Origin of the sequence: Veillonella sp., assembly GCF_018381775.1 — a bacterium.
Classification (GTDB): domain Bacteria; phylum Bacillota; class Negativicutes; order Veillonellales; family Veillonellaceae; genus Veillonella.
The window spans coordinates 26,676-47,298 of sequence record NZ_JAGZRH010000011.1 but is presented as its reverse complement, the minus strand read 5'-3'; the positions used below and the strand labels follow the sequence as shown (position 1 = coordinate 47,298).

Sequence of the window (20,623 nt, the reverse complement as noted above, 5' to 3'; positions counted from 1 at the left end):
GACGTATAGTAAAGGCATAACCATGTGTTGAGTGTGAAAGTAGATAGAGGTTGCTATGAATCCTATCATATGTTGTCGAGATTTACAAATTCGACAAGAAGTTCACAAACTCGGTGTGTTGATTTTGCTTTGGCGCAGACAATTGGGCATGACACAGTATCAATTAGCAGATAAATCAGGTCTAGCTCAATCTTATATAAGTGATCTTGAAAGTGGTGCTATTGATCCGCGGTGGTCCACAATTTATAGGGTTGTATCTGGATTAGGGCAAATGAGCGTACAAGATTTTCTAAATGGTCCACAAACCATTAGAAGCCTAAGGATTCATTGATAATAATAATCTCCATGGTTTGCATATTACGCATCTTTTTATAGTAAATAGTTAAGGCATTACATATACGATCTGGAGAGCCGCAGTCGTAGCATTTTTCGTCCAAGGTAGCACACGGATTGAGAGAGCTCTTTTTGTTTTTCTTACTGTTAAGTGGGGCTGCTACATTTCGTGCTCGATAAATGGCGGACGCTAAGTCAGGGGTGATTTTGTTAACTCCTAATACAAAGAATACCTCTTGAGAACCAAATAGAGAGGCTGCCACACGATTGCCTGTGCCGTCGATATTTACCATCTCTCCCGTTTGTGAAAGGGCGTTTACCGAGGTGAGAAATACATCGCGTCCCATTGTGCGTAACGCCGTATCGCGAAAGCTTTCACCAGGCAGTGGACGCTGAATGTCTGTTATGTCCTCGTTGACCTCAGATAAAGCATCATGAATACCTATTTCTAATAAAGTGCGAGAATCGCCAATGGCTACACATTTGTTTTGAATGTGATTTTTTAGATACGCAACGGCTTCGGCGCCCGTTTCAAAATAATGAACTACGAATTTATTGCGCTCTAAAGCTTTGATCGTTTTCTCTATATCGATGGGGGTATCGTTGTTTTGAGGATTGATAACTGCGTTAATCGTCGTTTCTGTATTGGCCATGAGTCCTCCTGAATAGGTATTTGTGATTAGAAGCTAATGTTTCGATTAGTAGTGTTTGCTATTTACTATTGTATCGTTTTATAGACTTAGAGTTCAATGAAAGCTATATATCTTCCTTGATATAAGAACAAATAGAGGTGAGGTATTATAATTTATTAGATTAATTATAGGAATAAAATCCAAATTATGTATCTATACAATAAAACTTTGGAATGAAATCCAACTTTGTGGTAATATTAGTATAAAGTTGGAATGGAATCCAAGTTTTATAGGTGGTCGATATGATGACTGACAATAACAGTAATTGGGTTCCATCTATGAGCAAGTACATAGATGAGGAGGCCCTTATGAAGTTGATTCAGCGCCATGGGTATATAGAGTTTTTGCGACGGAATCGTGAACGATCTATTATTAAAGTCGTTTCTGGTATACGTCGTTGCGGTAAATCGACATTGTTTCGTCTGTTTAAGGATGAACTACTAGCAGAGGGGGTAAATCCGGAGCAGATTATTTCTATAAATTTTGAAGAGTTAGAATACGAACCTTTACGAGAGTATCATGCGCTGTATCAATATATTTTAGATCGAATGCAGCCTAATCAAATGAACTATATTTTTCTTGATGAGATTCAACATGTAGATCAATTTCAGCGTGTTGTAGATAGCTTATTTGTAAAAGAGAACACGGATATTTATATTACAGGTTCAAATGCATATTTTATGTCTTCTGATATTGCTACACTATTGACTGGTCGATATGTAGAAATTCAGATGTTACCATTATCCTTTGCTGAATTTTACTATAGCAAATATGAAGAACAGCAGTACTCCTTGATTCCTGCCTATGAGGCGTATCTTCGTGAAAGCTCGTTCCCTTATACACAACAATTGGGTGGAGAAGATTTTGATATTCAAGAATATCTTCGAGGGCTCTTTAATACCTTGTTATTACATGATGTAGTAGCTCGATTAAAAATTAATGATGTCATGATTTTACAAGATATTGTGCGATATATTATGGCGAATGTGGGAAGCTTGCTTTCACCAAATAAAATAGCTAAATCTCTTGTTAGTGCTGGCCGAAAGATTGATAATAAAACGGTAGAACGATATTTACAAGGGTTACAAGATAGTTTGTTACTATACAAGGTGAATCGCTATGATGTACGAGGCAAAGAATTACTACGCATTAATGCGAAATATTATAGTGTTGATGTAACCTTGAGAAATTTGATTGTTGGCAATACAAGCCGCGATACAGGTCATATATTAGAAAATATTGTTTTTCTAGAACTCATACGTCGTGGATATACTGTATATGTAGGTCAACTAGCTAAGGGTGAAATTGATTTTGTGGCAGAAAAAGCTGGTATTACTGAATATTATCAGGTTAGTGAAACTGTGCTCGATCCAAATACGTTAAACCGTGAACTGGCGCCTCTTGAGGCTGTTAATGACCAATATCCTAAGTTTTTGCTCACCTTGGATGAATTAAATAAAAATGCAAATTATGACGGAATTCAACAACGAAATGTTTTAGAATGGTTGTTAGAGAGCTGTTAACTTGCTATAATAATAGTATTGATATGGCATAAGCCAATGTTAAGGAGGCAAAAATCGTGGATTTAATTCAAAAATTAAAAGACCAAGTAAAACCATTAGGTAAAAAAATCGTGTTGCCAGAATACAAAGATGAACGCGTATTGAAAGCAACTGAAATCATTTTGAAAGAAGGTTTCGTAACACCTGTATTAGTAGGTAACCCAGCTGAAATCGCAGAAGCTGCTAAAGCTGTTGGCGTATCCGTAGAAGGTGCTGAAATCATCGATCCAGCTAACTACGATCGTTACCAAGAAATGGTTGATACATTCGTAGAATTGCGTGCTAAAAAAGGTATGACTCCTGAAAAAGCTGACGCAACTATGAAAGGTGACTGCTTATTCTTCGGCGCTATGCTTGTTCGTCTTGGCGCAGTAGACGGCATGGTTGCTGGTTCCGCTTGCCCAACTGCAAACGTATTGCGCGCTGCATTACAAGTTGTAGGTACTAAACCAGGCCTTAAAACTGTATCTTCTTCCATGTTCATGTTTACAAGCAAAAAAGAATATGGCGACGACGGTATGCTCGTATTCTCTGACTGCGGCGTATTGCCTAACCCAACTAGCGAACAATTGGCTGATATCGCAGAATCCACTGTAGAAAAAGCTCGCAAAGTTGTTGGCATGGCTGACCCTCGCGTATCCATGTTATCCTTCTCCACAAAAGGTTCCGCTTCCACTCCAGAAGTAGACAAAGTGGTTGAAGCTGTTAACATCTTGAAAGAACGCAACGTTGACTTCAAATTCGATGGGGAATTACAATTGGACGCTTCCATCGTTCCTTCCGTAGCAGAAAAGAAAGCTCCTGGTTCCAACGTAGCTGGTAAAGCTAACATTTTGATTTTCCCTGATCTTCAAGCTGCTAACATTGGTTACAAATTGGTACAACGTTTCTCTGGTGCTGACGCTCTTGGCCCATTGATTCAAGGTTTGGCTAAACCAGTTCATGACCTTTCCCGTGGCTGCTCTGCTCAAGACGTTGTAGACGTTGCGGCTATTGCTGCTGTTGAAAGCATCTAATAGCTGCATAACTTCATATATAAACATATGTTGTATATGTTTTGATATGCTGAAAGCTGGCTCTATGGGGCCAGCTTTTTGTATGTTCAATATATATCTATATATTTTTATATTCATTACTTTATGTTATTTTTTACAGCCTTACCATTGTTGTCATGGTACTTTCAAATTGGTAGCTACTGCGACAGACAGAATCCATGGTTGATCGTATAGTATAACTATAAGAATATAGATCGGCGTAAACCATTGGAGGTGTATCTTATGAGTTTTGGAACTATTAATAAATCCATGACCGTAGCTGATGCGGTTAAAGTAAATCCAGAGTTAATGGATGTATTAGCAAAAGATGGAATTGATTTTTGCTGTGGTGGTGGACATCCTTTAGCAGAGGCTATTGCAGAAACAGGTAAAGATGTGGATGCATACATTGCTATGTTAAATAATGTACAAGTTGCTAAGAAATCTTCTCGTGTAGAGGTGCTTAGTTATTCTAAAGACCAATTGATTGATTACATCGTTCATACCTATCATCGAGAACAATTGAATATGATTGATGAAATTGACCAAGGATTGGCAAAACTACTAAATGTACATTATGACCATCATGGTGAGGAATTGACAAAGATTTATCAAACCTTTTTGCAACTCAAATCTGCTCTTGTACCTCATTTCCGGCATGAAGAACATGTAGACTTTCCTGAGTTTAAAGCGGGTAAACCCATAGACTTTGATGAACTTCGGGCTGAACACGAAGCTGCAGGTGTACTTTTGGAATCCTTAAGTGCATTGACCAACCAGTACACAGCACCAGCAGATGGCTGTGCTACTTATGTGTATGTATTTAAGACCATGAAAGCCTTAGAAGAAGGTCTTCATGAACATATTTTCTTAGAAAATTCTGTTTTGTTTGACATGAAGTAGATTATAATATCATCTGTATAACGACAAGGCTCTATTGCAAAATGGATCCTTGTATGTAGTAAAGACACCAATCGAATGGTTGGTGTCTTTTGTTTTCTTAAAAATTATGAGTTTTTGGCTATATTAGTTTGTAGTTATATTATGGTGAAATATGCGGTTTGCGTAAATACATATAGAAGGTGTATGATTAAATTAACTATATTTGATTAATATAATTAATCAATTTGTACATGTAGTTGTGTATGACGTAATAAAAAGGAGAGGGCTATGATTTCTGTATTCGACACAAATCCCGTTGTTTTTGAAGGTTCTGATCGGACTTTAACTATTAGTTATAATGGTGTGCTTTGCAAAGATGCAAATGGACAAGTTCTAACAGACATTGATTTTGAAGATGTAAATGAGTTATATCTTATGAGATATTTAAATTCAAATGGTAATTATTCTATTCTCTTTAGAGATCACAACTGGAAAAATATGGAAGGCCAAGATTTAGATACGGACCGCACAGAATCTAATACTGGTCACAACATTCGTGAAACAAAAGCGATTCTTGCAGCCTTTGCTCGAAATAAATTGACCGCAGATTTTCCTGCGAACTTAGATACTCTTCAATTGCCATTAGACTCTTCCTTTATGGGTAAACGAGAAATTACTATTAAAAACGGCGTTATCTCTAATGGTAAGGTAGATATTCCTATTAAAGATATCCGTCGCGTAGTATGTGCATCTAATGGCACGATTAGTAAATTGCTAGTATACAAGGAAGAAAAGCCTAGCTCTTTCCTTAAAAAGATATTTGACTCTCCTGATATGAAAATCACGTTGAACGCCATTACGTTACCATTATTGGAAGCTATTGTAACGCGCAATACAGGCCATGGTATTGACTTTACTCGTGGTAACGGTTTTGATCAAAAAGACTCCAACTATATCATCATTCGTTATCTTGATTCTGGATTCTTCCTTGAGAAAGATGGCACAGCGCCTACAGAATGGCAGAAAACTGCGGCTGAAAGAACGGCTAAATTTGGCTATGATGTGAAAACATTGTTGGTATAGTATCGGTTAATAAAACTACTTAGTATAGCAATTATAATATGTTAAAGCCCTATCTAGGGTAGTTATATAGAGTGTGTTTGTACTTGTGAAAGTTCAAATACACTCTATTTTTAGGAGGTAATCATGACTGTATATAATTATTCTTTACTTAATAAAGCTGGTGAAGAGCAATGCTTAAAAGACTTTGAAGGTAAAGTGCTTGTTATTGTTAATACTGCTAGTAAATGTGGTTTTACTCATCAATATGATGGGTTAGAGGCTCTTTATAAGAAATATAAAGACCAAGGTCTAGAAATTATCGCTGTTCCGTCTAACCAATTTGGGGAAGAAGAACCTGGTTCTAATAGTGAAATCCAATCCTTCTGCAAATTGAATTATGGTGTAACCTTCCCTGTGATGGGAAAAGCAGATGTGCGTGGTGAAAGTGCATTAGATCTTTTCAAATATATGATTCAAGAACAAAAATTCCAAGGTTTCCCACCTAGTGATAAGACAGAAATGCTTACGGATTATCTTAATAGTATTGACCCTAATTATCTTAAAGATGACGAAGTAAAGTGGAATTTTACTAAATTTGTTATAGACCGTCAAGGCAAGGTGGTAGGGCGCTTTGAACCTGTTGTAAAACCGGCTGAAATGGAAACCTTCATCAAAGAACTGCTATAATTTAATCAAAGAGAAAACATGCCAGCTCATTTAAAACCATATCTTGAAAAATAATAGACATGTAAAAACTGCTTGTACCTATGGTACAAGCAGTTTTTGTGTGTATAGATTTATCTAGTATTAGGGTGTAAGTTATTATTCTGCATCCTCAAAAATAAAGCCCGTCATGGATAGAGAGCCAGAGTTGTAAGTTTGGTTAAATACTGTTGGCTGTAGGCCTTTGCTAGCCCCCATAATGTAAATCAATGGGAGGTAGTGGTCTGGTGTAGGTACCGCATAGCTTGCTTGAGGATGCTGCGCATAATTGATGACCTTGTCCGTATCGTTCGCAAGGACTGCATCGGCAATGTATCGATCAAATTCAATCGTAGCAGGAGTACCCGATGGATTTTCCCATTCCAAGCGTCTTAAATTGTGAACGATATTACCACTGCCCATGATGAGATAACCTTCATCGCGTAATGATTGCAACTTTTCGCCTAGTTCATAGGCTTCTTTTGGGCTCAAGTATTTATTGATCGATAGTTGGACAACTGGAATCGATGCGTCAGGGAACATGTGAACTAATACGGTCCACATGCCGTGATCGATGCCCCATGTATCGTTGATAGAAACAGCGTCGCCCAGTACTTGTTGTACGTCTTTAGTTAAGCTGCTATCACCTTTTGCGGGATACACCACTTCGTACAGCTCTTGAGGGAATTCATACATATCGTAAATTTGTTTTGGGTTCTCTGCGCTTTGAATATAGGTGCCATCTGTATACCAGTGAGCAGAAATCGCTAAGATAGCTTTTAGTTTACCGTAATTATTGATTATGTTTTTGCCTATAGTTTGAAATGTGTTGGTTGTTTCCGTAGATTCTAAAGCCATCATAGGGCTACCGTGACCGACGAATAGTGTAGGCATACGTTTCATAATAGATGACCTCCTTAAAAAGTTTCTACCTTAGTTTTGTACTGCTGTAAAGCGTTGGCGGCTAAATTTGTGGTTGTTAATTTCATCAACCAATATTTGAGCATATGTTTCGTAGGATATGTATGAGTTGCCATCCTTATTGAGGATAAAGTTTTCATTACCTAATATATAGTCTTTAGATTCTACACCCTTTTCATCAAAATCAGCAGCAGGGCTAAAGAATGTCCAGTCTACATTGCTGAATTTACGTAAGATATCGATAGCATTGCCCTGTGCTTTAGCAAGACCTAAATATTCTTCAGGGAAGTCTGGTGTATCGTATAGTTGCACTGTGTGATCTTCGTCTACATAGAGGCTGCCTGCACCACCTACAACGATAAGGCGCGTATTTGTGTTAGCCAATGCTTTTACCAATAACAATGTTAAATCTGTTTGTAAATAATATGTATCTGGTGCGAAAGCGCTTGTCGCATTGACTACTACATCAAATTGAGTTAGTTCTTGTTTTGTTAATTGTAACGCATCTTTTACGATGGTTGGGATTCCTTCAATAGCACCTTCGCGGCGAACCACGCCTGTTACTTGATGACCTGCTTTGAGGGCTTTTTCTACAATACGACGACCTGCGTTACCATTTGCACCGATTACTAAAATATTCATGATAATTCTCCTTTTTGTGAAAGTCTCTTTTGTGAGATATAAGATGTGACTAATATGATTAGATTTTGTTTAGTTCTGTGAATCATAACACTTTATAATCATGACACTTTACTCTGTGTTGCTAGTGTTGTTCACCTGATGACCTCATTATATAGTTTTGCAAACATTTTGAATAGTAGAATTATTTTAGATAGGTACTATCAAAAGTGATAGAATTATGATATTTACTGATTAAATTTTTTTTCAAAAAGTTTTGTACCCTAAAAAAGATACTATAAAATGCTTGCCATACTAAAATTTTGTGATATGATTTGAACTACATTAGAAAGAAAGATTTCTAATTAATTTCGCTTTAATAATCTACTTAAGGTATACATATAAAAGGAGTATTACCATGGCAGAGCAACTCGTAAATGTTCATGACTTAGTGGGCAGATGTCCCTTCGCAACGAGTCAAAAGTTATTAGCCGGCAAATGGTCTTTATTGATCATGCACGAATTGGCGGGCGGTCCTGTGCGCTTCCGTGAATTAGAGCGCCGTTTACATCCTATTACTCAAGCTACACTAACAAGAGCGTTGCGTCAGATGGAGGATGATGGCCTTATACACCGCGAAGTATACGGTACGATTCCACCAAAGGTTGAATATAGCCTTACCGAAGTAGGGGTAGGTTTTAAAACAGTTCTAGCATCCCTTGAGTCTTGGGGTAACCAATATATTGACTATATGAAATCTTCCGGTCGTATTTAAAGAGAAGTATTTCGTATTTAAAGAGAATTATTCTAAACTGTATCACTACTTATCATGCCCTGTCTTTATAAAAATATGGTATAATAAACAATACGAATGATATAAATTCTCAATAAAATAGAGGTATTGATAATAATGTTAAATGTTACTTTTTTAGCTCATAGTGGCTTCCTCGTAGATGATGGTAAGCGTTGCTATGTATTTGATTATTATAAAGATCCTAATAATATAGTTTGGCAATTAGCTAAACGAGGTCGTGAGCTTTGGTTCTTTGTGAGTCACACTCATGGTGATCATTTTAATCCGTCTATTACGGAGTTTGATGGTCCTCAAACTCGTTATATTTGCCATCAAGATGTACCGTTAGAGGGTAAGGTGAAGAAATGTATTACCATGCGCCCTGGACAAGATGCCACACTTGATGATGTAGGTATCCATATGTATGGTAGCACCGATGAAGGCGGTTCTTTCTACGTAAAGACAAATACGGCTAACATCGATTCTGACTCTATCTTCCATGCAGGCGACCTCAACTGGTGGCATTGGCTAGGTGATACACCAGAAAATAATGCAGACGCAAAGCGCATGGCTTGGCGCGAGTTTAAGGAGCTAGAAGGCTTATCTGTAGATGTGGCGATGTTCCCTGTTGATAATCGCCTTGAAGACGCTATGGAGTGGGGCAGTATTGAATTCTTGCGCCGCGTACAAGTGAATAAGGCCTTTATTCCGATGCATCTAAATGGTCCATTATGGACACCATCTGTGTATTTCAAAGCACTCTTTGGGGATGTGCCAATTTGGGCGCCTCAAAAAGATGGTGATGAATGCTCGTTCTAAATCTACTTTCACAGTTATAGTTCGTGAAAGTTCGTGACCCTAGAGGTCACTACGTTATATGGGGAGAGTCTATATACGTAATTCAGTAAGTTAGGATCAAGTGATGATGAAGACTAAACCAGTGGCAACCACCCTGTTGGTTGTCATGGCTATTATATTTTTAATTGCATATCCGCAAAGACAGGATACGTTCTGGGCGTTTATTACGCACGTATCTGGGGCGGCCATGATTGGTGGTTTAGCTGACTGGTATGCGGTAACGGCACTCTTTACGAAGCCTTTGGGAATTCCTTTTAAGACCGCTATTTTGCCGCGCAGTAAGGAGCGACTCATACAAATGGGGCGAACCATGCTCAGTGAAGAGTTGTTGCGCGTGCCGCAGATGTATTATGCCATCAAAAAAGAGCGCGTCATGGTTCGTATCATTGAATACGGCATGAGCGATGTAGGGCAAGGTCAGATTAAAGAAATCTTGTACGGTGTAGGTAATCAAGTGTTATCCCATATGGATATCGAGCCTATGCGTCAAGAAATCAACAAGGCTGTTTATAAAGGTGTTACAAACTGGAAGGCGACGCCTCTCGTTATCTTGTTTGGCCGCTGCATGTTAGAGCGCCAAACAGCAAGCGTTTTCTGGCTCTATTTTAACCGTACCTGTCAGCGCGTTATCGCATCAAATCAGGTATATCCTTATTTGTATCGCGTTATGCTGGACATAATGAAAACCTATACAAAGGATTCCTTCTTCCGCGAATTGGCCATCGCCTTTGGTGGGGATGGGCTTTCACCAGAACGATTGGTGGAAACGGTGCAGAAAAAGGCCGTTCAGTTCCTTAAGGAAAATGAGTCCATCGATTCTGCGTTAGGTCGCTACGTATGGGGCCAAGCGATTCGATTTTTCAATAATTTGGAAACTAATAAGGAATGGCAAGCTTTCATCGAAGAACATAAAGACCAATGGATCCGAATGGTCCTTGAAGAATGGGAAGGTAAGCTCATCGACGGCGATACGGTAGATTGGAATCGCCTCATGGACATCGTTATGGACCGCTTTAATGTGCTCGGTACAGAAATCTTGCTGAACCCAGACAAGCAGGCGCCGTTTGAACGGTTCTTCTTGCTTCGCAGTATTCCGTGGTTACAAAAATTGAACCCGCTCATCGATAGAGTAGTCGGTCAGGAACTGTCTCGCTATTCACCAGATGAAATCACCCAAATCGTACGCGGCAAGATGTACTATGACCTTCAAATGGTTCGTATTAATGGTTCCCTTGTAGGGGCTGTCCTAGGCGGCATCTTCTACGGCTTGACCATTTTTGTAGAGGGGGTGCTCAAATGATTAGCTATTTGAAATCCCTCACCTTGCGGCAGCGCGCAAACGGTATTCTTGGTTTGACTGCTGTATTGTACTGTTTTGTTTTTATAGGTCAATTTTTCTATGGCTATGAAAGCTGGTATCAGCCGCTTTATTGGGCTGTACAGTCTGCGCTCATCGGCAGTGTAGCCGACTGGTTTGCCGTAACTGCTTTGTTCCGTAAGCCGCTCGGTTTTCCATACCATACGGCGCTCATCCCAAGAAATAAAGATCGCCTTATCAACGGTGTTATTAAGCTGGTTGAAACAAAGATGCTTACCAAGGATCGCTGCAAGGTATTGTTAAATAATGTGGAATTTGTTCCATTGTTTGAAAAATTCTTGCTATCACCGGAAGGGCAACGGGCAGCGCGTCTCGTGATTCATCAAGGGTTGCATCTATTATGGAAATCTCAAACGAGCGAGGAATGGGCTCAATGGGGGGCGAAACGCATTCGCGGTTTACTAGAAAAACACTCCCTCGTACCTGTATTAAAACACGTATTGCTCGATTTATGTGAACATAATCGCTATGAAAGCATGGTTGTACAGGTATTGAACGTAATTCAAGAACGTATCAATCATCCAGCTATGGTGACATGGCTTACAGCGGTTGTAGCAGAAGAGGCTCATAAGAAAAAGAGGAAAGGCTTCTGGTCTGATTTCCTCATCTCCATGTCTGAAGCGACTGATGTGGTAAACTACCATGAGTTGGCACAGGCTATCGTTCAAGAGGCTTATGCTATGCTTGAAAACTGGAAGCGACCAAATAGTCCTGAACGGACTGCATGGCTTCGCCAATGGGTAGATCCAATTCGCCATATTGAAGAAAACCGCGAGGTTTGTAATGCTCTCGATGAAGCGTGGGAACGTTGGATTCGTGAACAAGATTGGGAATCTGTCATTGAAAACCATTTATGCCCGTATGTAGAGGAATTGTTACTCGTAGGGGATGAAAATGGGGAAACACCAGCACAAGTTCTCGTGAATATTGCGCTTGAATTGTGGACTGTATATGGTCAATCCGAAGATCTTAGAAAACGTATAGAAGATACATTGCACAATATTGGCATATATGTCCTCGAACAGGGCTATGATCTCATTGAAACTATCATACGCCAAGTGCTCGGCGGCCTTAGCACAGAGAAGTTTATTTACTTCATCGAATCTAAGGTGGAGGATGACCTCAGTTGGATTCGTATTAATGGTGCCATCGTTGGTGCTGTAGCGGGTCTTGTTGTATGGACCTTCCTAGAATACGTTTATATGCCGCTATGGCAACAATTCATAGGCTAAACAATTCAAGGTTACATACTATAAACGCTACATAATACAAAAACGCTACATAATACAAAAACGCTACATAATACAAAAACGCTAGCAACGAGACGATGTCTCTGTGCTAGCGTTTTGTTATATGTCTGTAAGCTTTAGCTTATTCTTCAATTCTATTGTATGGCAATCGAACTGTAAATGTAGTTCTAACTTGTGGCTCACTGGTGGCAGTAACTGTGCCGTGGTGCAAGTTAATAACTTTGTTTACAAAGTACAGGCCAAGGCCAATACCATGGTTGGATTTCTTGTTCCGAGATTGCTCTGTTTGATACATTCGATCCCAAATATGCTCGAGATTTTCCGGCTCGATACCGATGCCGTTATCTGTTACCGTGATAATCAGTTCACCACCTGCAAGCTTAGCTGAAATGTCGATAGAGGAGTTCGTAAACTTGATAGCATTATCAACTAAGTTTGTAATGGCACGACGTAAGGATACTTCATGAGCGACAATACGCATATTAGGTTGAATGGTGGATGTGATGGAAATCCTTTTTTCTGTATTTTCTGCACAGAGCCGTGTATAGTCATGTACCATGTTCGTTAACATTAACGACACATCTACAGGCACTAAGTTAAGGTCATGAGCATTTTCAAGGCGTGCTACATCGAGCAATTGGCTTACGAGGTTTGTCATAAACTTGGCTTGTTCCAAGATATGTGTCAGACCTTCACGTAAATCATCTTCTGTACGACCGTATTTTAAAGCAAACTCACTTTCCGCTTTAATAACCGCAATCGGTGTGCGCAATTCGTGGGATACGTCAGAACTAAATTGCTTCTCCCGATTGGAGGAGTCTTCAAGGCCTGAAAGCATGCGATTAAATGTGGTAGTAAGCTCGTATATTTCATCTCGTGCTGTACGGGATGAAATATCAATACGGCGACTTAAGTCGTTATTCTTACCGATAACCTTAGCTGTTTTCGTCAAGGTTCGGACCGGCTTGAGACCTTTCTTGATGAATAGATAACCGCCTAATGATGAAATCAACAAGAATATAACATCACCTAATAATAAACTATATAAAAGGTTTTCTGTTTTTTTAGAGGCCGTTTTTACCTTTGTAACGGCGCGCAAAATACCACGATAATTTGGTTCGTTAACCGGTGTATCGTAGTAGTAGAAGGTATCATCGCCAACAGCGATTTCTCCAACCTGCCCCAAGGATAGGACTGTTTGATTAGGGAAGCCATCTGGTAGTGCACCTTTAATGATATAGCCGTCCTGGGTTGATACAAAGAAGAATGTGTTATCTTGGTACGGCTTAAATTTACGGATATCCGTAGCCATGATCATTGCTTGCTGCTGTAAGCGCTCGCGAACTTCTTTGTTATCGGATTCGTGCGTATATGCATAAATCCATGCGGATGCAACCATCAAAATGATAAGCAAGAAGATGGTATACCAAGACATGATTTTAAAAGTTAGGGGCAGCCGATTAAATAAATCGGTAGCTGCCCCAGACATGGTGTCTAGATCTCGGTGAGGATCATTAGTTTTCTGTTTTGAGGACATACCCTACTCCACGAACTGTTTGAATGAGTTTTACATTCTCATCAGTATCGATCTTTTTACGTAAATCTTTGATGTATACATCAATAAGATTAGAGTAGCTTTCATAATCGTATTCCCAAACGTGATCAAGAATTTGTTGACGGGATAATACGATGTTTTCGTTACTTGCTAAATAGTATAAGAGGTCGAATTCTTTTGCAGTCAATGTGATTGTTTCGCCGTCGCGTTTAACAGTACGTTGAGGCACATTGATAGTAAGAGGACCAACATGGATATCATTTTGTGCATGACGTGCGTTACGGCGAGCTAATGCATAGATACGAGCAGTTAACTCTTCAAGATCAAATGGTTTTACAAGGTAATCATCAGCACCAGTGTTGAGACCTGTAACTTTATCTTGTAAGGAATCTTTTGCAGTTAAAAGCAATACAGGTGTTGTATTGCCATCGTTACGCATTTGAGCAAGAGCACTAATACCATCGAGGATCGGCATCATGATATCCATAACGATAACGTCATAGCTAGATGTGTTTACATAATCAATCGCTTGTTGACCGTTGAAGCATGTATCAACCGTCATATTCTCTGCACGTAAATATTTGGCGGTAATGCCATTCAGCATTTCTTCGTCTTCTACAAGTAAAATTTTCATTCTCTGTTCTCCTTATGTATGAGTTAAAAATATAGCTCTCCAACTACATTAATATAGTCATTATATATATAAGCTTTCTTTTTGGTGAAAGCCACAACACCATATAAGGGTGACTATATATATATAATATTATATAACTTATTTATCTATTATCATACCTTATACAACAGGAATGAGCAAAAGATGAATGTATATGCGAGTTTATAAGCGTCTTCTTCATGTTTTGAAAGCCAAAAGATGGGAAAAACTTGAAACTTAATGAATTCTGCTAATGAATGAAGATGAACTATATCGAAGATTGCCGTATGCGCATAGATAGACCTGATTTTACCAATTTTGGCGAGTGTGAAAGAAATCACTAAAAAAACTTGTGATAATAATTATCAGAGAGATAAATACCAATAATAGTCGTAGAAATTTAATGATTTTCGATGGTTAAAATCGAGGTAGTTTTGGTAGGAATTTAACGGATATTAATTATTATGAATGATTTCGACGTTGAATAAACACAGTATTTATAAGGCTAGTTGATGTCTTGTAAGAAATAAAAATATACAAAAATTTCGGAACCGAATTACTTTCGTAATATCCTTAACTTCTTGTATGAAATATTCATAAATCTATTTTAAATGTTCATAAGTAAACAAGAAAAATACTAAGTGAAATAAATTATCAGTTAGATTAATCAAAATTAATTATGCATAATAGGGTTTAGACATCACACCAAATGCTCTCTATAATTATATGTAAAGCTATAAGAAAAGTCGCATAAGTATGGGGCTTTTCTTGAAAGAAAAATGATTAGGTTATCAAAAATTTTTATAAGTTTTTGAAATGAGATAGTCTAACAAATTTTCTTATTAATAGGTAGTTATGAGGAGGTCATTATGGAACAGTTTGATGTTCTAGTAGTAGGTAGCGGTGGCGCTGGTCAACGCGCGGCTCTTGAAGTTGGTCGTCGCAAAGGCTTAAATGTAGCTCTTATTACTAAAATTTTCCCAACTCGCTCTGCAACAGCAATGGCGCAAGGCGGTGTAAATGCATGTTTGAATAACGTTGCAGCTGAAGATACAGTTGAAACTCATACTTTCGACACAGTAAAAGGTTCTGACTATCTTGGTGACCAAGATGCGATCGAATTCTTCTGCTCTCGTTGTCCAGAAGGCGTACTTGAAATGGACCACATGGGTGCTCCATTCTCTCGTACAGAGCAAAACAAAATTGCTCAACGTAACTTCGGTGGTCAATCTTATCCACGTACTTGCTACTCTGCGGATAAAACTGGTCACGTAATTTTGCACACTACTTATGAACAATGCTTGAAAGAAGGCGTACACTTCTTACAAGAATGGTACCTTTTAGATCTTGTTAAAGACGCAAACGGTCACGTTGGTGGCGCAGTTGTGTGGAACATGAAAGAAGGTCGCGTAGAACAAATTAAAGCAAAAGCAGTTATCTTGTCTACTGGTGGTGCAGGTCGTATTTTCTGGACTCGTACTACAAACCCATTCCTTTCCACAGGCGATGGTATGGCAGCAGCATTCCGCGCTGGTAATGCATTGAAAGATATGGAAATGATCCAATTCCATCCAACTGGTCTTGGTCGTACTGGTATCTTGATGTCTGAAGCAGTTCGTGGTGAAGGTGGTTACCTTCTTAACGCTGAAGGCGAACGTTTCATGAAAAAATATGCGCCTAATAAAATGGAATTAGCATCCCGTGACGTTGTAGCGAAAGCAATCGAAGATGAAATCGCTGCAGGTCGTGGTTTCGGTTCTGGTCTTAACGCATACGTAGTAGCTGACCTTCGTCACTTAGGTCCTGAAGTTATCATTGAAAAACTTCATGGTATCCGTGACTTGGCTATGACTTTCGAACATTGCGATCCATTAGTACAACCAGTACCTATTCGTCCTACATGTCACTATACAATGGGCGGTATCGACGTAGTTGATTACAAAACTTGTGCATGTGAATTGCCTGGTTTGTTCTCCTCCGGCGAAGCTTCTTGTATCTCCATCCACGGTGCTAACCGTTTAGGTGGTAACTCCTTGGCAGACGGCGTAGTATTCGGTAAAGTATCCGGTGCTGGCGCAGCTGACTATGCTGAAACACATGAACAACCTAACGTAGATGCAGAATTAGCTGCAGCTGCAAAAGCTTGGGAAGCTAAATTCACTGAAGTAACAACTCGTGAAGGCGGTCGTCCTGTAGTTGAAATCCGCGATGCATTGGCTGATGCAATGTGGAACAAAGTAGGTATCTTCCGTAATGAAGACGGTATTACTGAAGCATTAAAAGAAATCGATCAATTGATGGAAGATTATAAAACTTGTTATGTAGGTGACCCTGAACGTACTTACAACATGGCATTCGTTAACTATTGTGAAATCGGTTCCATGTTAACAGTAGCTAAAGCTATTGCTATGGGCGCTTTACACCGTCGTGAATCTCGTGGTGCTCATATCCGTGAAGACCATCCAAAACGTAATGATGAAAGATACTTAAAACACTCTTTGATCAAATTGGGTGCTAACGGCGAGTACGAATTGACTGAACGCGACGTAGTGTTCACTAAATACGAACCACAAGAAAGGAAGTACTAAGATGAGACAAATCACCTACCATATTCACCGTTACCAACAAGGTCGCGCGTTTGTACAGACTTTCAAATTTGACTATGAAGCTGACCGTACAATTCTTTGGGGCCTTCAAAAAATTAAAGATACTCAAGATCCAACTTTAACATTCTTGGCAGCTTGCCGTTCCGCAGTTTGCGGCGCTTGCTCCATTCGCGTAAACGGCGAAGCAATGCTTGGTTGCGAAGCTAAAATCGACGAATTAACAGAACGTTATGGTACTGATGAATTGACAATTGCACCAATCGGCAACTTCCGCGTTATCCGCGACTTAGTTGTTGACTGGGAAGCAAAAGTTGATCGTTTGAAAACAGTTGCTCCTTGGATCTTCCTTAAAGCAGAATTCAACGAAGGTGACAAAATCGTTCGCCAAACTCCAGCTGACTTCAAAAAATTCGTTGCTGGTACAGAATGTATCCTTTGTGGTTGCTGCGCATCTGAATGTAACAAATTGACTGCACGTCAAGATGACTTCTTAGAACCATATGTATTCACAAAAGCTAACCGTTTCGTATTGGATAGCCGTGATGATGCACCTATGGCTCACATTCAACCTGCATTCGACAACGGTCTTTGGAAATGCGTTCACTGCATGAACTGTATCTCCCGTTGTCCTAAACACTTAAAACCTGCTCAAGATATTTCCAACTTGCGTAAAGAAGCTACAAAAGCTGGTCTTACTAACAGCAAAGGCGTTCGCCATGCAGTTGCTTTCAAAGACGATCTCTACAAAACTGGTCGCTTGAAAGAAGTTTCTATGAGCTTGAAATCTGATGGTGTTGTTGATTCCGCTAAACAAGCATTCTATGCTTTACGTTTGTGGAAACACAGCAAAATCAATCCATTCGAACTTGTAGTACCTCAAAAACCTGTAAATGGTATTGATGGTGTTCGCAGACTTATGAAAGCAGCTGAGGAGGTAAGCAAATAATGAAATACGCATTTTTCCCAGGTTGCGTTCTTGAAAGCGCTGCCAAAGAAGACTACTTAGCAACAGTTGCTGTAGCTAAAAAATTAGGCATCGAGTTGGAAGAGCTTGACGGCTGGACTTGCTGCGGCGCGTCCCACGTTCAAGACATCGCTCCAGAAATTACACTTGCTACAAATGCTCGTAACATTGCATTGGCAGAAGAAAAAGGTTTGAACCTTTTAACTGTATGTAACACTTGTACTTTGATGCTTCGTGAAGCTAAAAACGAGCTTGATAAAAACGAAAAAGAAAAGAACGAAGTTAACAAAAAATTAGCTCAAATCGGTAAACAATACCGCGGTACAACTGACATCACTCATTTCTTATGGGTATTGATCCGCGATTACGGTTTGGACAAATTAAAAGCTAAAGTTGTTAAACCTTTAACTGGTTTACGTGTAGCTGAATACTATGGTTGCCATATTCTTCGTCCTCAAACTGAATTGGGCTTCGAAGATTATCAAATGCCTACATCCTTAGCAGATTTGATCTCTGCTATCGGTGCTACACCAATCGACTTCTCCCGTAAACTTGATTGCTGCGGTTTCCATGCTGTATACCCTGCACATGATTCCGTAATGCAAATGACTGGCTCCATCAACAAAGATGCAGCTACAGAAGGCGCAGATTGCGTAGTAACTCCTTGCCCACTTTGCCAAATGCAACTTGATATGTTCCAAAAAGAAGCAAAAGAAGTTGTTGGCGGTGGCAAAGATATGCCAATCTTGCACATGTCCCAATTAGTGGGTCTTGCTCTTGGCATTTCCCCTGAAGAAATGGGCATGCCTAAACGTCACTTAACTGATACTGCAGCAGTGACTAAATTCGTTGGTTAATTCGTTTGATTTAGACATGACCTCAGTTGGTCCTCGTATTGTCTTAAATCTAAACCTATTATCATAATTACCAGAAGAACCCCCTAGCTTAGGCTAGGGGGTTTTTCTTTTGTGGGTTAAAACCAAGGTAGGTTATTTGAGATTAACATGAAGAGTTTGCCGATAATACAGTGTTTATCTATATTGGTGAAGTGAATTCTCTTTGATATGAGATGATAATTGTAGTATAATAAATACATTAATTGTATACACTTAAATGAGTAATAGCTAATATGCTATTACTCATAAATTATTTAATATTATATATTTCGAGGAATATAACAATAGAAGGGTAAATTGTTATATTACATTTTTTTTGAAATATATGCCTGAGGGACACTAGTGTTGTAGAGTGTTATACACAGGGAGGCTATAATGAATGATATGTTATTAGAATATATTGATCGCATAATCGATGAAGAGAAAGACCATCGTGTTTTTCCTGTAGAGTTTAATGATAAAACCTATTATGTAAAACAAGATATCAGTAATCACCGCTCTAGTTGGATTAAACCAGCTCCTAGAGCTTCTTTTGATTATGAGTTTTATAAAATTTCCTTCGTAAATACTCAGCTGCCTGTAGCGCCAGTGATTGCTGGTTTTAGAGAGCATTATTTCGTTACAGAAGGGTCTGGTAAAACATTAACCTATTATAGTGAATTACCAGCGCAACATCCTGATGATGATAGCTTACAAGATATGGTCACTCATATCTTCTATAGCTTTGGTAAAACATTGGGGCAACTTCATGACTATGGTTTGTCCCATGGCCGTCCTGCCATGCGAGATATCACCTATGATCCAGATACTGATAAGGTTACTTTATTAGATTGGGAAAATGGTCGTCGTTGGCCTGAATTTACACCGCAAGGTTGGGATTTACTCATCTTTGTGCATAGCTATTTGCGTGAAGATAATCTACCGATTTCTTACCTATACGCTATGATGAATGGCTATAGTTCGGCTCGTACGGCGCGTGATACGGTGTTACATGTAAAAGAAATTTTACGCAAACGTGAATATCTCTTTAAATTTTGTCGCTTATTAAACCCGCTACACTTTGTAGATACTGAGGCAGCTGTAAAAGCAAATGACTTTATGTTAGCCTTGAAAACTGAATAATATTTATCTATAGAGCACCGACCTTAATAATGGTGTATTGCATTTTATAGAGTTTCATTGCCTTTTATGGGCTTATGTAGACCTTTACGGTTGTTAGTTATATTTGTATAGCTAATGACTTGTAAGGGTCTTTTTTCTATATTTATGACAAGTTTATGGCGTGTATGTTCCTGTATTGTTTGTCAGATTTATATAAATACTACAAGAAGTATAGCTTTAGAGTTGTTGTTCTCTGACTTTCACAATGATTACCGTAATTACTCTAGAGGGGGTTGTCGAAGGAGGACCTCAGGAATATAAGAGGGTGAAAGGAGGTGATACGATGGCTAACATTAAACGCACTAAATTGGTGTTGCGTTTTAACATCGGTACCGAAGATGCGCCGAAGTATAAAGACGTAACCTATACACGTGTTGCAGAAGAAGCGTCCGACGATAATGTGAAAACCGTTGGTAATGCGCTGGCAGCCTTGTATGACCACAGCTTGTCCGACGTGGTCCGCGTCAATGAAGTATCTTTAGGACATTAATTGTAGATTATCTACACATGTTTGTTTTATGTGATCCAAACACATTCTAAATTGCTGATTTCATACATCCTTGCATAGTCGTAAAAGGGTGTAGCAATCGCAAGTCCACACATTCCCATCCTTATTGATATGAATCATGGATAGATATGTTTAATCTAAGTGTAATTACAGAATTACAGAGCTTATCCTATTCTATCTATACGAGAACTTGTTT

General features: G+C 39.1%; 20 protein-coding genes. 15 read left to right on the top strand and 5 right to left on the bottom strand.

Features of this window, described 5'->3' with window-relative positions:
• The first annotated feature begins 55 nt into the window (after positions 1–55).
• Positions 56–331 carry a helix-turn-helix domain-containing protein gene (locus KH109_RS07680; protein WP_295218147.1) on the top strand — a complete coding sequence of 92 codons (276 nt, stop codon included), beginning with the start codon at positions 56–58 and terminating at the stop codon, positions 329–331.
• On the opposite strand, the gene KH109_RS07675 is transcribed toward KH109_RS07680, so the two are convergent.
• Entirely contained in the window at positions 309–986 is a 678-nt protein-coding gene (locus tag KH109_RS07675; RefSeq protein WP_295218144.1) for a lactate utilization protein, read from the bottom strand. The two genes, KH109_RS07680 and KH109_RS07675, sit on opposite strands and share 23 nt — an antisense overlap.
• 347 nt (positions 987–1,333) lie before the next feature.
• Here KH109_RS07675 and KH109_RS07670 point away from each other — a divergent pair, with 347 nt between their 5' ends.
• From KH109_RS07670 to KH109_RS07650, 5 genes are all read left to right on the top strand, one after another.
• The gene (locus KH109_RS07670; protein WP_295218142.1) at positions 1,334–2,548 is read left to right on the top strand and encodes an ATP-binding protein; all 1,215 of its coding nucleotides are present in this window, start codon (positions 1,334–1,336) and stop codon (positions 2,546–2,548) included.
• 56 nt (positions 2,549–2,604) lie between these two features.
• A complete protein-coding gene (gene pta / locus KH109_RS07665; RefSeq protein ID WP_295218139.1) occupies positions 2,605–3,603 on the top strand; it encodes a phosphate acetyltransferase in 999 nt (332 codons plus the stop codon).
• A gap of 261 nt (positions 3,604–3,864) precedes the next feature.
• A complete protein-coding gene (locus KH109_RS07660) occupies positions 3,865–4,524 on the top strand; it encodes a DUF542 domain-containing protein (RefSeq protein WP_295218133.1) in 660 nt (219 codons plus the stop codon).
• Positions 4,525–4,791: 267 nt separating this feature from the next.
• Positions 4,792–5,586: a hypothetical protein gene (locus KH109_RS07655; protein ID WP_295218127.1), complete on the top strand. Its 795-nt coding sequence runs from the start codon at positions 4,792–4,794 to the stop codon at positions 5,584–5,586.
• Positions 5,587–5,709: 123 nt separating this feature from the next.
• A complete protein-coding gene (locus KH109_RS07650) occupies positions 5,710–6,252 on the top strand; it encodes a glutathione peroxidase (RefSeq protein WP_295218113.1) in 543 nt (180 codons plus the stop codon).
• 135 nt (positions 6,253–6,387) lie between these two features.
• Here the strand turns inward: KH109_RS07650 and ygiD are convergent, their stop codons facing one another.
• A complete protein-coding gene (ygiD, locus tag KH109_RS07645) occupies positions 6,388–7,170 on the bottom strand; it encodes a 4,5-DOPA dioxygenase extradiol (protein ID WP_295218101.1) in 783 nt (260 codons plus the stop codon).
• Between the two features lie 30 nt (positions 7,171–7,200).
• A complete protein-coding gene (locus tag KH109_RS07640) occupies positions 7,201–7,830 on the bottom strand; it encodes an NAD(P)H-binding protein (RefSeq protein ID WP_295218088.1) in 630 nt (209 codons plus the stop codon).
• Positions 7,831–8,224: 394 nt separating this feature from the next.
• On the opposite strand from KH109_RS07640, the gene KH109_RS07635 reads away from it, so the two are divergent.
• The 4 genes from KH109_RS07635 to KH109_RS07620 all read left to right on the top strand — a co-directional run bounded on the left by KH109_RS07635 (position 8,225) and on the right by KH109_RS07620 (position 12,067).
• Positions 8,225–8,581, top strand: coding sequence for a helix-turn-helix domain-containing protein (locus KH109_RS07635; protein ID WP_295218083.1), 357 nt, complete (start codon positions 8,225–8,227; stop codon positions 8,579–8,581).
• 135 nt (positions 8,582–8,716) lie between these two features.
• Entirely contained in the window at positions 8,717–9,418 is a 702-nt protein-coding gene (locus KH109_RS07630; RefSeq protein ID WP_295218072.1) for an MBL fold metallo-hydrolase, read from the top strand.
• A 103-nt stretch (positions 9,419–9,521) separates the two neighbouring features.
• A complete protein-coding gene (locus tag KH109_RS07625) occupies positions 9,522–10,757 on the top strand; it encodes a DUF445 family protein (RefSeq protein ID WP_295218058.1) in 1,236 nt (411 codons plus the stop codon).
• Positions 10,754–12,067, top strand: coding sequence for a DUF445 domain-containing protein (locus tag KH109_RS07620; protein WP_295218046.1), 1,314 nt, complete (start codon positions 10,754–10,756; stop codon positions 12,065–12,067). Before KH109_RS07625 ends, KH109_RS07620 begins: the two co-directional genes overlap by 4 nt.
• Before the next feature lie 139 nt (positions 12,068–12,206).
• On the opposite strand, the gene KH109_RS07615 is transcribed toward KH109_RS07620, so the two are convergent.
• Together KH109_RS07615 and KH109_RS07610 are read right to left on the bottom strand one after the other, a co-directional pair.
• Positions 12,207–13,622, bottom strand: a complete 1,416-nt coding sequence (locus KH109_RS07615) for a HAMP domain-containing sensor histidine kinase (RefSeq protein WP_295218036.1) — start codon at positions 13,620–13,622, stop codon at positions 12,207–12,209.
• On the bottom strand, positions 13,600–14,274 hold the full coding sequence (locus KH109_RS07610; protein ID WP_024066445.1) for a response regulator transcription factor: 675 nt from the start codon (positions 14,272–14,274) through the stop codon (positions 13,600–13,602). Before KH109_RS07610 ends, KH109_RS07615 begins: the two co-directional genes overlap by 23 nt.
• Positions 14,275–15,161: 887 nt before the next feature.
• Between KH109_RS07610 and KH109_RS07605 the strand changes: the two genes are divergently transcribed.
• The 5 genes from KH109_RS07605 (at position 15,162) to KH109_RS07585 (ending at position 20,409) form a co-directional block, all read left to right on the top strand.
• Positions 15,162–16,880 carry an FAD-binding protein gene (locus KH109_RS07605; RefSeq protein ID WP_156719811.1) on the top strand — a complete coding sequence of 573 codons (1,719 nt, stop codon included), beginning with the start codon at positions 15,162–15,164 and terminating at the stop codon, positions 16,878–16,880.
• 1 nt (position 16,881) lies between these two features.
• Entirely contained in the window at positions 16,882–17,844 is a 963-nt protein-coding gene (locus KH109_RS07600) for a succinate dehydrogenase/fumarate reductase iron-sulfur subunit (protein ID WP_005385096.1), read from the top strand.
• Positions 17,844–18,719, top strand: a complete 876-nt coding sequence (locus KH109_RS07595; protein ID WP_060923769.1) for a CoB--CoM heterodisulfide reductase iron-sulfur subunit B family protein — start codon at positions 17,844–17,846, stop codon at positions 18,717–18,719. The genes KH109_RS07600 and KH109_RS07595 overlap by 1 nt, the downstream gene beginning before the upstream one ends.
• A gap of 414 nt (positions 18,720–19,133) precedes the next feature.
• Positions 19,134–19,880 carry a hypothetical protein gene (locus KH109_RS07590; RefSeq protein WP_295218007.1) on the top strand — a complete coding sequence of 249 codons (747 nt, stop codon included), beginning with the start codon at positions 19,134–19,136 and terminating at the stop codon, positions 19,878–19,880.
• 322 nt (positions 19,881–20,202) lie between these two features.
• Positions 20,203–20,409: a DUF1659 domain-containing protein gene (locus KH109_RS07585; RefSeq protein ID WP_009352393.1), complete on the top strand. Its 207-nt coding sequence runs from the start codon at positions 20,203–20,205 to the stop codon at positions 20,407–20,409.
• The last annotated feature ends 214 nt before the right edge of the window (positions 20,410–20,623 follow it).